At 42.5% G+C, this 16,974-nt stretch carries 5 protein-coding genes; 2 read left to right on the top strand and 3 right to left on the bottom strand.

The genetic code is table 11. From position 1 onward, the window contains the following. Nucleotides 1-96: 96 nt before the first annotated feature. The 3 genes from K6V26_RS17615 to K6V26_RS17605 form a co-directional block, all read right to left on the bottom strand. The gene (locus K6V26_RS17615; protein ID WP_007654866.1) at nucleotides 97-594 is read right to left on the bottom strand and encodes a dihydrofolate reductase; all 498 of its coding nucleotides are present in this window, start codon (nucleotides 592-594) and stop codon (nucleotides 97-99) included. A 54-nt stretch (nucleotides 595-648) separates the two neighbouring features. Next, on the bottom strand, nucleotides 649-1,443 hold the full coding sequence (locus K6V26_RS17610; protein ID WP_007654865.1) for a thymidylate synthase: 795 nt from the start codon (nucleotides 1,441-1,443) through the stop codon (nucleotides 649-651). A gap of 374 nt (nucleotides 1,444-1,817) precedes the next feature. Continuing rightward, complete coding sequence (locus tag K6V26_RS17605; protein ID WP_046145281.1) at nucleotides 1,818-2,813, bottom strand: IS110 family RNA-guided transposase; 996 nt, start codon at nucleotides 2,811-2,813, stop codon at nucleotides 1,818-1,820. Nucleotides 2,814-4,850: 2,037 nt separating this feature from the next. Between K6V26_RS17605 and K6V26_RS17600 the strand changes: the two genes are divergently transcribed. Together K6V26_RS17600 and K6V26_RS17595 are read left to right on the top strand one after the other, a co-directional pair. After that, complete coding sequence (locus K6V26_RS17600) at nucleotides 4,851-9,965, top strand: DUF6383 domain-containing protein (protein ID WP_224263450.1); 5,115 nt, start codon at nucleotides 4,851-4,853, stop codon at nucleotides 9,963-9,965. Between the two features lie 309 nt (nucleotides 9,966-10,274). Then, a complete protein-coding gene (locus tag K6V26_RS17595; RefSeq protein WP_224263449.1) occupies nucleotides 10,275-16,958 on the top strand; it encodes an MBG domain-containing protein in 6,684 nt (2,227 codons plus the stop codon). Nucleotides 16,959-16,974 lie beyond the last annotated feature (16 nt).

Below are 16,974 nucleotides of genomic sequence, written 5' to 3'. Positions count from 1 at the left end.
GGAAGGTTATTGTTTTCGACGTCCTCATAAACATTCACGAGGGCGTCAAAAATATTTATGAGGCCCTCGTGAACTGGAAACTATCTGTACTTTCTTTTATTTCTTGCGAACGTAAGTCAGGAATGTGTACGGATAAGCATGTTTTGCATCAGCCGGGAATTCCTGGCGTTCCACTTCTTCCCATAAATCCCAGTTTACGACCGGGAAGAAAGTATCGGCATCTTTAAACTCACCATGTACACGGGTGATGTACATTTTGTCTGCGATGCGTAAAGCCTGACGATACACCAATGCACCGCCGAGGATGAATATTTCATCTTCTTTTTCACAGATATCCAGTGCCGAACCCATTGATTCGCAGGCGAAGCAGTTTACAAAACCTGCTTCCGGCAAAGTGGTCAGGACTACATTCTTCCGATTGGGAAGCGGTCCTTTGGGCAGAGATTCGAACGTTTTACGTCCCATGATTACGGCGTGGCCGGTTGTCAAATCTTTAAAACGTCGCATATCGGCAGGCAGACGCCATAACAACTTGTTGTTTTTACCAATCGCATTGTTCTCTGCAATAGCGGCAATGATTGAAATAGTACTCATAAACTTATCGATTTATTAGTAATGTTTATATTCCGAATTAATAAGTGTCACCGTTTATACCGCCACTTCTCCTTTGATATGGGGATGCGGGTCATAACCGGTCAGGTTGAAATCTTCGTATTTGAAATCGAAGATGTTTTTTACGTCCGGATTTATTTCCATCCGGGGAAGAGGACGCGGTTCGCGGGTAAGCTGAAGCTTTACCTGTTCAAGGTGATTGCTATAGATATGAGCATCCCCCAGCGTATGAACGAAATCTCCGGCTATAAGTCCTGTCGCTTGTGCCATCATTTGTAATAATAATGCGTAAGAAGCAATATTGAAAGGTACGCCCAGAAATATATCCGCACTGCGCTGATACATCTGTAAACTCAGGCGTCCGTTCGCCACATAAAACTGGAAGAACGCATGACAAGGCGGGAGGTTCATATTATCCAGGTCACCCACATTCCAGGCACTGACAATGATCCGTCGGGAATCCGGATTATGTTTGATCGTTTCGACAGCTTCGCTGATCTGGTCGATAGAACCACCTTTATAGTCCGGCCACGAGCGCCACTGGAAACCGTAGATATGTCCCAGGTTCCCATCGGGGTCTGCCCATTCGTTCCAGATACGCACTCCATGTTCCTGCAGATATTTCGCATTGGTATCCCCTTGAAGGAACCAGAGTAATTCGTAAATGATAGACTTCAGATGCAGCTTCTTTGTCGTAAGCAGAGGAAATCCCTCTTCCAGATTGAATCGCATTTGATGGCCGAAAATACTTTGTGTACCGGTACCTGTACGGTCTTCCTTCCTCACTCCCTCGGCTAATACGCGATTCAGCAATTCTAAATATTGTTTCATTTTTATCTCTATAGTAGCTTACAAAAGTACGAAAGTGATTTGTATAAAACAACAGGTAATTTTTTTTATGTTCTTTTCTCCGGCTACACGGGAACTGGATATAAAAAATAATGAGCCAATGTGGCAATATGCTAATGTGCCAATTTGGAAAGATTTGAGCTATCTGTTTAGTGACTGGTTGTAACTGTCTCCCCTCTTGAGAGGGGGTAGGGGGTGAATTCTAAGTCCTCTCCAAACAATATCTATAAAATCTTACCCAAGTTTACGAACATTAACGTATCCTTGGGTAAGTTCGTATATAGACATAATTACTCTTCAGAAGTGTATAGCTACTTCCTAAACCTAAGATGTTTTCGAAATTAAGGGCCTTTTTATTATACGACTAATGTTACAAATGGAGTCTGTCTTCGTATCACAGCAAAAGACCTTGCTATGATTTTGGCTCTTACAGCATTGATTACAGATGCTTTATGTTTCCCCTCCGCTATTTTCCTTTTATAATATGCTTTCATCTGCGGATCCCAAGAGATGGCAGTAATAGCTGCCCGGGTAAGGTACACTTTTACTTCTTTGTTAGCCAATGGAGAAGTCTGCGTTTTTCCCCGTATGGAAATACCTGAAGTATGTTCAAAGGGAGCAACCCCGCAATAACAAGCAAACTTCCTTGGGTTGTCAAATCTTTGAAAATTGTTAGTAACACACAGTAATACAATGGCATTGATTATCCCTACACCTTTTATACTTCTTAATAACAAGTAGTTTGTGCAAAGAGAACAACTAGCGGCTATTAGTTGCTCCATAGCCTCTTCCACCTGCAGGATCTTTTCTTTTATCGACTTGAGCTGCTCTTCCAAAAAAGAAATGGAGTCTGTCACATCAGCCAACTTGGCCATCTGGGAGAATGTTTCCAATAACTTTATGCTTGATACTTTTTGCTTGACCAAATTGTCACGTATAATAATCCATCCCCGCAGTCTCACCAAGTCTTTGTCAGGCAATTTGTATAACTCTAGTTTTCGATAGTGTAATACCGCATAGTTCGCTATTCTTTTAGCGTCAATGCGGTCATTTTTGCCTCGTTGCAAGCCTATGGACTTCTTGATGGTCAACGGGCAAACCAAAGCTAGGGAAAAACCCATAGAGGCACTGGAAACAGATAACTCTGTGACATAACTTCCCATGTTTTCAGCACAGAACAAGAGTTTGGATAAAGAGAGATGATAACCTGCTATCCAATCTAATAAAGATTGGATCCCTTCTGAAGTGTTATCAAAAGACTTGTGAGACAACTCTTTTTCGTCCGCAGACATTAAGGATGCATCGAAAGTTTTTTTCCCTACATCAAGACCTACAAAATGAGAATAATTCATAACTTTGTATTTACAGTATTAAACATGAAGGAGAAACAGCTAATACATTTATTAGGTCGTGAGCCTACAATTCTAACTGGCTAGGTTCTCCAATTAAGAGAGTTGCAGTCTGATTCAGCCCATAGTCATTTAAGACTAGTGTCAAAGTTAGTTCACTGCAACTCTTCTTTTCAAATATACACTTATATTTTTATTGGGATATTTAATACTGCAAATGTAAATGTGTTAAAGCCAGTCAATAAAACAAGCCTTGTTACAGGTTTATTTGCCGTCTGCTTCAGCTGACGGATTAGTAAAGGATCTATCTCATTGGACTTTAGTCCCATTTCTTACAGGTTTCTATCTAAGAGAAATGTGGCTGAAGCCAAAAGAGAGAAACAACTTGTAAACCGTCAGCTGAAGCAAACGGCAAATGAACCTACAATAGTTAAGTGACTCTGATTATGGAGGTTGTATAGGCTGGAATATGACACACCCCCTTCCCCCTCTCAAGAGGGGAGGCAGTTACAACCGGTCGATAATTAGATAGATCATATCTGATAATAACTGAAACATTCATAGCTCGTATGTTTGCAAAATATTGTGCACAACAGTTGGGTCAGCGTGGTGAACTTGTCACCGAATGTTCTCTTATAGGTTACTGGTTATTATATTAAAAGTGACTACCAACTAGCTTATTAGTAGTTAGTTACTATTGCTGGCCTGTACGGGACGATTTATTACGGTGTACAGGGTAATCGGTTATAGTGTACAGGGTAACCGACTAGGGTGTACAGGGTAGCTTTACTGGGTAAGGTCTTAAGAGACAATAGGTAAGGAGGTATGTGATAGTTCCTCCTTTATCTCTTTATAGGAAATGAAAGAACTAATTTAAAAAGTCACCTTTCAGATTTCAGGATAGATAACTGGTTGAAAAATAGCGGACCCGCCTGAAGGATGCCTTACACAGGAAGTTGATTCCGATAAGTAGGCATCCGTTCGCCAACGAATAGTTATCCGTTGGCCGGCGGGAAGTTATCCGTCCCAAAAGCATAGATGTTCCGAATTGTCAAGACAGCTTTTGGGATGACAAGTGTATATATTTGAAGACAAAAGTCTTCTATTTTGCCGGCAGCTATTTAACCTTGAATTCTCGTATATATTTTTTAGCAGTTTCCTCCCTTCAGTCGGACGTATTGAAAAACATTCTGCCCGGAATATCTGAAAGCTGAAGGCAATAGTCTGCAATTCATAAGGAGGGCGAATCGGATAACAAACATACTTATATTATAGACTCTTGTATTTGATTCCGGGAATAGTTGTTTTCCGAGTATAGAAATCGTTGAACCTACTTTTCCCTTGATCGTTTGGTTACTGACAAATCTTGAACCAACCCGTATCTCCGTTAGCATGTTGAACTGATTTATTTGATGGGAGGTGACAGAATGATAATCGGGAGATGTAGTCATAGTGTGCATATTACATTTATATAAATGCAAATAATTTTTTATTATACTGCTTGGAAGTATGGATAATTTTGGATATATATTTATTAATATTAAAGTACAGGTACGTTAGTTTTATGTGCTTACAAACCATTTTGGTTGAGTAAAAAAAGATGCTTTAACAAATAGGCTGAATCCTTTGTGTGAGATATAAATCAAGGGCGGAGGTCGAATTTCGAATGACTAAAAAAAACGTTCCTTTTTTTCTTGCAGCAAAAATACGCATTCCTTTTGAACCTGCAATTCTTTTCAGAACTTTTTTCACTTTTCTATCTGCTTTCTTATCAGTACGATACGAAAACAAGGACAAAATACCCTATTCCTGTTACAAAAGTAAAAGAATCTTAAACGCGTGGCGAGAAAAAAGGAACGTTTAAACTCGCCAAATCGGTAATCGATGAGTAAAAAAGATGCCTATATACAGGCATTTAACAGTTCCCCTGAAATGCTTTTTCTTGTGTCCTACGGGTTTAGGCGGTTGAAATGAGCTAAATGGACGAAAAATAGTCAATTTGAGTATAGATCATAATTTTATTAATTAAATGTTTTACGTATGAGAAAAAGTACTTTGGTAAAAGGCGGGTCGGCCGCTCTTTTATGTGCTATGGCTTTTTATGGCTTGTCTCCGATGCTGAATGCAGCAGATGCGGACTATGCTAATATTAAGGCGCCGTGGTATAAGAACGTGAACAATGTTGCCCAGTGGGAAGACGAAGGTGGACTTGTTACAGAGGGCATGATGAAGCTTACTGAACGGGTAAATGTTCATGATCATTGGGCTGCAAATTCAACTTCTTATGGAAACTATGAGTCGTTGATCGATTTCACTAAAATGGGAGCTGGTGTAATGAATGGCGTTTTTACTACATTCTTCAACCTGGATCCTACAAGCAGTAATTACCAGAAGCCGTTTACCGGCAAATATCTGGAAATGGATTATTCGCAGATTCAGAATCATGAGATTATGAATACAGCCGAATATATGAAGTTTACGGATGCTGCCAACAATACAGGCTTAGGTATTTATCAGAATCAGAACGCCAGTGCACGTGTAGACTTTGTGTATAGCACAAAAGGGCTGACTGGTGTTGAAAGCGTTGAACTGGATGTTCGTGCTTTTGGTAACACGGAACTGGTTAACCGTAAGATCGACTGGACTTATGATGTCTATGTTTATAACCTGGATGGCTCATATGTAGGGCAGATGGTTAGCGATCGCGCTATCTTTACTGCAAAGAACCACACGATCGGTGAAAGACATACTACACATGTGAAAGCCAGTGTATCGGATGCTGACAATCAGAATCCGAATTCATGGCAGCAGGGATCTCTTGACAACAAGGTTATTATCGTGATGTTGAGAGGTGCTAAATCTGTTGAAGATCCTGAAGTGGATATCACTGGTTCTTCAGACACTGAACCGTTAACTGTATTTACGAATGCAAGATTGGCGTTTACTCGCCCGGATGTTGCTTTCGGTGCAGCTAATACAAAAGTATTTGAAGCAGGTGCCGGACGTAATACTTCTTGCGCTCCTGATACATTGGTAACAAACGTTGAGTTCTGGAATACGTTATATAAGAATAACTATAGCAAAACTAACAACGTATATACCGATAAATTCAGTGCTGCATTCCGTGACGGTCTTTACGAAGCAGATCAGGATGCTGCTCCGCAGGAAGAACTGGCATATTACGAACTGAACGTTGAATATCCGTTTATCGCAGATAAGATGGAAGTTTCTAAAGAAAGCAATTTGGCGGAAGTCGACGGTTGGGTTTCTTTGGATGCTATGTTTGAAGCTGATAAGATCGGTAGAAAAGGTACACCGGGTGTAGATAAAAAAGTAACTTATCTGATCCCTCGTGAATATTTCATTCAGACAGATGCTACAGACGATCGCGATTGCAAATCAAGCGCTCGTTTCACTTACTACTTTGCTCCGCAAGAAGTAAAAGCATTTGACAAAGATGATTATATCTGGTCTACAATCACAGCAGAAGCTTCGGATACAGCTCGTTATGCACTTCAGGGTACTTCTATTCCTGAATATAACGAATTGAACGATCTGTTCTTCGACGAATATCTGGATTATAAGACTGCAAAAGTTAGCTTCAAGAACTTGCCTTATTTCAACTCGTTCAACAACGGACGCGATATGGATGAAATGCATTATGGTGAATTGCTGCTGGTTAACCAGACAAAAGCTCCGAAGCATTCAACTGGCCGTTACGATGACGATGTAAATATTAAGGGTTGGAAGATCGTCTTCACAAAAGAAGGTAAAAAAGATTCAACTTATGTACCGGGACGTTATCTGCCGATGACAGTTCAGGGACATAGCTACACCGACTATGCTGCATGGTTGGAAGAACATGGTTGTCCGGATTGTTGCATAGAAGATTATCCTGAAGTTGTAGGTACTGACGCAACAGTGAAAGTTATCGACTGTTCAGGTAATATCTATCCGAATATCGTTAGCGTTAACGCTATCTTCAAATATCACCGTGGTGATGTGAACATCGGTGACGACGAGTCTAAGTATGTAAATGAAACATATACTATCAACCCGGCTCTGACTTACGATGCTTCTATCGCAAGATATTTTGAAAATAAAAATGTTTTGAAAGGTACGACTTATACTTATAGCGGTCAGGATTTGATGGATGGAAAATCAGATGCAGTTTACTCAGGCCCGATCAAGATCTTCGGTAACAATACATTCGTATGGTTCCAGGATACCGACCAGTCTCTGTTAAGCCACGCTATGGGCGTAATGAGCTCTGAATTATTGAAATATTTTGAAAAGATCGACCGTAAGGACTTCTTCTTCGCTCCGTATGATGAGTGGGATGGTTACAAATATGAGTCAAGACCTCACACTGTGAAGGTATTTGCTACAGGTTTGAAACCTGATGTAGAAGGTGGTACAGTTGCTTCTATCAAGATCTTCAAAGAACAATTCTCTAAGACTGAAGGCATTGACGATGCAGTTTATCATACAAATGCATTCATGTTCTCTGCAGAAAGCCTTGATTTTGCAAAAGTATATGTGAAGAAAGGTTCTCAGGAAAAACCGATCGAAGAATATAACGGTGCCGTATTCGGTAAGTTTATCGGTATGAGCGTTGGCGATACTCTGGTTTACAAGGTTGACCTGGATGACGACTATGCAGTACAGTATGTAGAAGAAACAGGTCTTGACATGACTGTTAAGTATGTACCTTACAATGACGTGAACCTGGTTCCGATCGTTGCTGAAAGCTGGAACTCTTGTTTCGAAGGTACTCCTAATATCTTCCACCATGTAGCTCAGTTCGGTGCAACTACAGCTAACAATAAGGGATGGAACGAATTCTATACATTCGGTACTACCGACAGAGGTTTGGTAACCACAATGAATGCAGATAAAGTGATCGGTTCTTATACCAGCTTCTATTCATTCCTGACTCAGCAGTTCGGTTCTTGCAACACTTGTGGTGGCGGCAATATTCCTAATGTTTATGTATCGGATGGTGGTAGCTCAAGTGAAAACTGGGTTCCTGCTCCTAACTTCATCTATAACGAAATGTTCCGTAAGGATTACAAGACCCGTTATGTAAATACTTGCTATCCGGTACGCGACGGTCAATTCATCATTGCTGGTTTGAACATCGTTGATCCGGTTGACATGGAAGTATTCTCTAACAAGAAAGGCGCATTCGAATATGAAGTAACAGTTCTGGGCGACCTGAACGGTGAAGCTTATGGTAGAGTAGATACAGTAGGTACTATGGTTCAGATTTCTCCGAACAAATACGGTGAAGTATTGGCTCTCGTTTCTGCTAAGTTCGATCCGAAAGATCGCAATGGCCTCGAAATGACTATCGATACAATCACAAGTGGTTCTGAAAAGGGTATGTGGGCTCGCTACTATGCGAAAGACTCTATCCGTCTGGCTCCGCAGCAGCATGGTGCTGACGTGGAAAAATACAACCGCGTATACTTCTTCGACCTGGATGATTACAAACATAATCTGACAGTTAACGACCAAAGATGGGCTGATCTGGGTGTTTGGGCTCCTTACGGAATCAATGTGAACGATACATTGACAGCCGGTATCAAGGGTGACGTGAAAGTTCCTGAAGTATGGTTCAGTTCTGACGCTGCCGGTAAGAATAAGATTGATGCCTTCCAGTTCGGTGTTGTAAATGGTGGTGCTTCTAAAGATTCTGTATTCTATATCCAGGGTCGTGACCTGCCTCATTACGGTACTACTGTAAGTGGTGAAGAATCTAAGATAGAACAGGAAATCAACTTGTTGAGTGCTTCTGACTTGTTCACATTCGGAACAAACAAAGCAAAAGAAGTGAAACTGTTCATCCGTGAGAAATCTATGGAACTGGCTGCAACAGCAGAAGAAAATCCTTATACATTCAAGGGTGGTGAAAACGACCTGGTGAACAATGTTCTTCGTGGTGACGTTGCTGCTAAGATCGATGTTCGTGCAACTCCGAATGTAGAAGACCTTTGCGATGTAGAAAATGCATTGTCTCTGTCTGCCGTATGTGATGTACAGAAGGATCTGCCGCTGGCATTCACTGCCGGTCTTGAAATGCCGTATATTAAAGATATGGAACCAGGTGACGTAGGTGGTAGCGATGCTCGTATCAAGTGGACAGCCACTCCGGGTGCTCAGTACTATCAGGTTGCTGTAGGTCGCTTCACTCCGAAGTACACTTCTGAAGATGTATTTATGTCTGAAGTACGTGCTGACGATGCAAGCAAGACTATTTGGGTTGAATTGTTCAACGCAACAGGTGATGTGATCCACCGTGATAACAAAGTAAACTACTGGTTGGAAGTAACTAAAGAATATACAGATGCAGCAGGTAAACCGCAGAAAGAAGTAACTAAGGTAAGTGTAGACAACTTCGAATTGCAGGGTAATACGCAGCCGATCGACAGAAACTGGGGTTATGCTCCGATTGCCCACCAGATGGACAACATGGAACTGACTACAGACATCACGAAACCGGTTAAATATACGATCCGCCTGATGGAAGGATTCCAGACTGATGCACATCAGATCGATATCTATCTGTTCGATACTCCTGCAACATGGATGGTTAGAAAACCTGTTCCGGGTATGCCTATCAACGGTGGTGAGTTCAATACAGGTGACTGGAGAACAGAAGTAGGTTCATTGCCTACAGCATATTACGAATGGCAGGATGATATCAACTTCGACGGTGAAGAATCGTTCAAGGTTTCTGCAACATCCACTTCAATAGCTGTTCATAACCTGATCCCGCAAACTGCTTACACGGCACGTGTACGTGCATTCAACGAATGTGTAGGTGGTGAAGAAATGATTCCGTCGGAAGATTATTATGACTTCGCTACATCTAAGACTGCTACCTCTACAGGTGACATCTACTTCGATGAAGCTGACGAACATGATCCGGTATCCAACGAATCTATCAATACAACTGACGTAACAGTTCTGGGTGGCCAGGGTAAGGTAACGATCCTGAATGCTGCTAACAAGAATGTTGTCATCAGCAACGTATTGGGTCAGACAATTGCTAACACGACAATCAATTCCGACAATGTTACATTCAATGCTCCGGCAGGAATCGTAGTTGTAGTAGTTGATGGAACAACAGTGAAGGCTGTCGTTAAGTAAGACAATGAATAACTATTGATATAAAGAAGTTTATAATCAATAATTTAAAATAGATAACCGCGCGGCGGCAGTAGAGGCGTTGCTTGCAATGCCTCTATCTGGCACCAACTAATCCGTGAGGACGAAAAAGCGGGTATTAATACTAAAGTAATGAAATATAAATTCTTCCGCCCTAGCTCTGTGAAGAATGAAAGCGGATATAAACCCTGGCGGAGTTTCTTTTGTCAGGGTTTATATTATGTTATATAACTTGATTATAAGCACTTACTATCTATTGATTGAAGTATAAACTAATAAAAATAATAGCGTATGAAAAAAGTATACTTGATCGATGTGAGTAGGCGACTACTTATATTCGTGCTACTATTGGGAGGGTATATTACACAAGCGGCTGCAGCAGACATTTATGTCCCCGTAAAAGATGTCCTGTCATATTATGAAGGAACCAGTGACGCTAATGCGGAGCAGTTAAAATCCCATATCCAAAGTTTATTGCAGGGAGTTGTCGATCAGAGTGATCAGGCAGCGATTATATCCGATGTTACTATCAGAGGTAACGGTGGGGATCAGACCGGTGATTTGGTGGCAGGAAGTTATAACTACACTTTTAAAGTGACTTCCACCAGTTCCATTACGTTAAATTTTGAACGGACGATCGGTACAGGGAATATAAATCCTGCAACTCTGTTCGGCGAACTGGATCATGATCAGGTAGTTGTATCAAATGCTATCGAGATCAAAGCCCGCCAGGCAGTCGGTGATTTGAAATTCCCGGCTAACTGGGGTAATTATGTGTATGGAACATCTGTTAGTGATTTACATTCTAAAATACAGGTGCTCGATATGCCCGGAGTTTCATTTAATGATGCTTCGGTTTTTCTGGTTAAAGACGGCGTTTCCGCTCAATATACCGGAAATAATATGTTGGAAGCCGGAAAGTATGATGTGGTTATTACATTTCCTCCGACAGATCAGTTTGCTTATGAACCCGGTTTGACCAATTGTACCAAGCAGGCGACAGGTTCTTATATTTCAACCAAGCAACTGATTGTAAAGGAAAAGCCGATCGATAATACGGTATTCCCTGTGTTTGCGGAAAAGGTTGGAGGCTTAGGCGAACTGGATCCGGCATCCAATCTTAATTTGAACCGGATAAAGAATCTGATCAGGAATAATATAACTTCATCCGATGATTTTATTTCCGAGATAAAAATATATTCAGGTAATGGTTTCACCAGTGAAATAACTACGGGGCGGTTAGTTCCGGGTAATGTATATAGTTATCGCGTGGTGCTTCTACCGAATTATGGTGCAGGCAGCAATGTCTCTGCCGGCGTAGGTGGAGCAAGCGTTTCTTTAAATACTACTGAATGGAGCTATGATATTGTAAGCGCGATTGCGATTGGGAAAAACACGTTACAGGTGAAGCTACCCGATTTTGTTTCAAGCCCGATCCGTATTGGCGACTATGCAGATAACACTGTTACGGCTACGATGCTGAAACGTCTGATTCAGGATATAAATCCGGAGATGGTGGACCAGAACCTGGTTCCTCTGGTTGAGGTAACTGGTGGTACGGTATCTTCCGGTATGGCAGATAACACCTATCTGGGTTATAAAGTGACAGTCCAGGGTGATCTGGCTCAGACAAATTTGAATTTTGTAACAAATGGGAATGTCTCATCTGCTAATCTGGTTGTAAATGGAAATGTTTGTACGTTTAGTAACTCTCTGTTATTCGTAACAACATTGCCAACCACCCATTCTTTGATTTATCCGGGTAACTATCAGATCGACTACGAAAAAGATATGCTGCCGAATGCGGTCATCCGCCGTATCAAGAGCGATCTGTTGGTTCGTAATGCCGGCGTTTTAGGAAATGAAACGTTCGTTGTTCGTTTGATCAATAATGACCTGAGCAATAAAAATGCGATAGCGGAAACAGACGATTCGTTCGGTTATAAGATCATCATCACGAAGAGCGCAACCTTGCAGGAAATAGAAATTCCGACTAATCAGCGGATCAATATCGTTGATAAAGGTACGACAATCGAGATCACTTATTCTAAAAGCATTGCTATCGTTCCCCGTCCGGCGATCAATTTTACATTCGGTGAATATACCGTTCAGTATGTGAAGGATATGACCCGGGAACAGGTTGCGGATAAGGTTCGCGAATATATCTATATGGCAAATCCGTACAATATTGAGTACATAGAAAATGTACAGATCACGAACTCCCGTATCAGGGAAAATATGGGTACGGCTACTTACCGGGTAACGTTAAGTGGAGACCTGGATGCCCTGTTCTCTGAAGTAACAGTGAACGGACAGCCGCATAGCCCGACAACGTTTGAAGGTACAGTAAATATCACGCCGCGTCCGATCGCAAAAGTGAAACTTTACAAATATGAGTTCAAGAAAGAAGGCGCTTCCAATGAAATGATCGAAAAAGCGATCATGGCTGACCTGCTTTTGAAGAACCCGGATATGAAGGGGGCTTATATTTCCAGCGTAACATTGGTGCCGGCAATCGGTAGAGATCTTTACTCTTATACGGTAGTATTCAATCCGAATGATAATATTCAGAAGATTGAAGTAACGAATGAAGATGGAGGTCTTATCATCCCGATAGAATTGTTCGGTTATACAACAGCTACTTATCTCCGTTCCGTACGGTTGACCGATAACGGCCAGTCGCTGGCTGAATATCCGCTTCCGATCAATGTGCAACTGCCATTGTGGGAACGTCCGTTCGGACAGACGGCCGATGAGTATGCACTGGCTCTGCTGAGTGACTTCAGACTGACTCCAGGTGCTGACCGTGTAACGGTTCCCGACCTGAATAACTGGGGCGTGAAGACCTATCTGATCAACAACGAAACTTCTACAGGCGATGTTCCGGTGCGTATTGCCGGCGAAAGCTATCCGCAGGTTTCCGACTTGTATGGTTACGAAGTGGTGACAAGTTCAAATACTCAGTTCTCGGAATACTATACATTAAATTATACAGCACCAAGCAGTATCCATCTGACTAAAGACGGTAATGATGTAATTGCGAAACTGGCTCTCCGCATCGTGAAAGCGAAACGTACGCTCACTTTGCCGGAAGTAAATGTGACTTATAGGGATATCAATACAAAAGTCGCTTTACTTGACTCTGTAAAGAAGGCTGTATTGGAAGACCCGGCAAACGAAGAGTTCTTTGAACTGGTAACAAAGACGGGTGTTAAGCCTCTGAAGAGTTTCACCGTTACTATTAATAATATAGAAGAAGGAACAACCGCTGTTAAGACATATACTTATTCGGTTGCATTCGTTCAGAAGGTAACTGATAATATCGAAATAAGAGAAACCGGTGCGAAGACATTGGTCGTAAATGCAGCTCCGGTTGTATTCACTTTCCCGACGGATATCTCTTATCGTTACGGAAAACGCAAGGTTGCTATCGAAGCAGACATCCTCAGTCAGTTCCTGGCTGCCAACGAAGGTTTGTTGAGTAGTTATGCTTGTTTTGAAAATCCGGCCGACCTCTTCAAGGTAATGCTGACAACAGCTGATTGTCAGGCTGAGGCAACGGAAACGATGCCGAAGAACGGTGATTACGGTTACAGGGTGGATGTGTTCGACCCGGCATTGTTGTCAAACTTCCTGCTTGACAATCAATTCGGAAGCAACTTCCATAACGTACAGAATTCTGTGCAGATCGGTCAACGTAAACTGACTATTACTTTGCCTACTTATCTGGCTGCAACAGCTGAAGAAGAAACTGCAGCGAAAGCTGTGTTCACCTTCGGTAAGGCGACAAAAGCCCAGATCGTTCAGCAGATCTATGATGATATCGTGGCTCTGAACGGAAGTAAGATCAAGAGTGACTATACATTGGTTGTCGACCTGGTGACTACCAAAGCTCAACTGGATAAACAGAATCCGGTAATCGGCGAATATGACTATACGGTAGATCTGACATCTGCCGACTATACCTTCGTTTATGCAATTGAGGGTGCGGAAGTTACAACAGAACCTGATACCGAGGTTATTACTGCCGTTAAGGCTGTGAAAGTCGTTGCTCCGGGTGTTGTGGTGACATTCAACGAGAAAGAGCTTAAGGGTATCTGGACGATTATGAGCGGTGCCCCTGTTTATGATCTGACTAACCTGACGCTGGCGGCTGATGATTATGGTTTTAGCCTGGTTTCCCTGGTGGAAGATCCGGAAACACCGACCGCTGCAATGACGAAAGCCCGTTGGGATAAGCTGTTCAGTACGAATAAACTGCACTGGGCATTGTACCGCAACGATAAACTTCAGTTCCACGGCAATACGTTGAACAGTGTATTGGTTGACTCAATCAAAAATAATGTAACTCAGGGAACATTCAAACTCCGTATCATAGACGCTTCTACTTTGAAGGCTGCTATCGGTAACTTTGAAATCCAGCTGGATACCGATCTGGCTAACCTCAAAGTGACTCCGGCAACCGTAGAAGTGAAAGCTGCAAAGGATACGTATACAAAAGTATATGGTACAGAGGTAACAAAAGACTCCGACCTGAATGCAAAACTTGTATTTGCAACAGAACCGAAGCTGACTGCTGCAAAATTGCTGGCAGACAAGAATGTAATTGACTTGTTCGAAACGCTTCTGCCGAGTGAGGTTAGTGTCTACGCAGCTGATGCTCCGGTAGGAGACTATCAGATCCGTGCAGTCGATGCAATGGTGAAAGAGATGCTTACTCCGGTTATCGGTGTTAAGTTCACCGCCAGCGAAACGCAGGCAAAAGTAACTGTGACTCCGGCGCCGTTGACAGCAGCAGATTTGACTATCACTCTTTCTGTAACCCGTGAATATGGGGAAGATGCAATAGATGCCGACGTGTATGCCGCTGTGACAGGTGAATTATCTGACGCATTCCAGGCAGAGATCAGCAAATTGCTGAATGCAGAAAATGTGAACCGTACAAGTTGGTTGGATTTGTCGGGTGTTAATAAGAAAACAGACGTTGGTACGTATGAATTACGTCTGACTTCTTCGGCTGCCGCACAGATTGCAGCATTGCTTCCGAACTTCGATATCACAGGTGCTACTATTGTTAATGCAGGTCTGACGGTTACGAAGGCTCCGCTGACAGTACGTGCGAAGAGTTATAGCCGTCCGTATGGCGGTGGTAACCCGGATCTTGAAATCGAATATATCGGTTTGAAGAATAATGAATATGAAAATCTGGCAGACGTATTCTCGGTAATGCCGAAGATCGCTACGGATGCTAAATCCGATTCACGTGGTTCTTACGACATCTACTTCACGACAGAAGGTGTTGCACGCAACTATACGGTAACGCATGAAAACGGAACATTGTCTATCGACAAGATCCGTCGTACGATCATCTGGCCGGAAGACCAGCGTAATCTGGTTATACCGGTTGGTGAAACAGTTGAGTTGTCTGCTTATCTGAAATCGGAAGCTGACGGCAAACCGTCTATCAATGATATCCGTTATGAACTGTCGGGCAACGACCGCGAACGTGTTATCCTGTCTGAAGTTGCCAGAGGCAAGTATGCTGTAACAGGTCATGTACGTACGGAAGGCGACGATTATGTAACCATCACGGTATATGCAGACGGTGACGATACATACGAAGATGCAACTCCTGTAACAGGTACGATCAAAGTGATCGCTCCGGAAGGTGACGCAGCTAAAGTAAACGTGATCGTTTCCAACGTAACAAGTATTTATGACGGCAATCCTAGAACTGTCAGCGTGAAGGTGACCGACGTAGAAACAGGTGAAGAAGTGAAAGACTTCAGTATCTATTATGAAGGCGACCAGCTGGGTTCAGTACCGACAACTTATCCGTCATCACAGGATGCTCCGACAGATGCCGGTGTATATACTGTAACGGTGAAGGCTACACTCGGTTCTGTCACTTATGCTTACACCGCTAAGAATAAAATGGTGATTGCTCCGAAAGCCGTGGTGGTAACAGCCCGTAGCTTCGACATCAAGTACGGCAATGAATTGCCTTCTTATGCAAATGCTTACGATTATAATAAGAATGACTTCCTGAATGGTGAAGACTTTAAGGTTGGTCAGGCTCCGGTTGTACGTATTGAAGCATACAACGGCAAGGCCGGTTCTTATAAACTGACTCCGTATTCGGCACAGGACTTCGGTCGTAATTATGTGGTTACTTATGTTTCCGGATTCCTGAAAGTCAGCAAAGCTGCTTTGACGATCCTGGCTGATAATAAGGAATCGGTTTACGGCAAGGAGCTGGAAGAACTGACTTATACAGCTACAGGTTTCGTGAAAGGTGAGACGTTGAAAGATCTTGGTTTCGCTCCGCGTATCAGCTCGACTGTTACAAGAACATCAGATGCAGGAGTTTATCCGATCACATTCTCTGATAACTATACTTCAGACAACTACGAAGTTTCTTACGTGGACGGCAAATATTCTGTTATCGCCGCTTCGCAGAAGATTACATGGAATCCGGAAAGCGTGATCGACGTAGAAGGTGGAGATGTTATTCTGACCGCTTCTGCTTCAAGTAAACTTCCTGTAACATTCAATTCGTCTAACGATGCAGTAGCCTATGTGAACCAGATTGGAGATGCATGGATTCTGACTCCGGTTACTTCCGGAACCGTAACGGTTACAGCTATGCAGCATGGTAACAAGAACTATAACGCAGCTGAACCTGTAGTGGTAACATTCCTTGTAGACGACGAATATCTGTCTGTCGATAACGAAAAGATCACAGTAACAGACTACATCGAAGTATATCCGAGACTGTTTACCCATTCTGTAACAGTGGCCGCTCCTTCTGAAATCAAGCAAGTTGAATTGCTGTTGATGAACGGTACGTTACAGAAAGTAATTCGCAAACCGGGATCTGTTATTGATCTGTCATCGTTTGGATCAGGTATCTATCTGCTCAATGTAACATTGGAAGACGGAACCTTCAAATCAGTGAAGATCATTAAGAAGTAACCTGTAAAACTAATTT

It is taken from the genome of Parabacteroides goldsteinii, from assembly GCF_020091425.1.
Lineage (GTDB): Bacteria > Bacteroidota > Bacteroidia > Bacteroidales > Tannerellaceae > Parabacteroides > Parabacteroides goldsteinii.
This window is presented reverse-complemented; position numbering and strand designations above follow the sequence as displayed.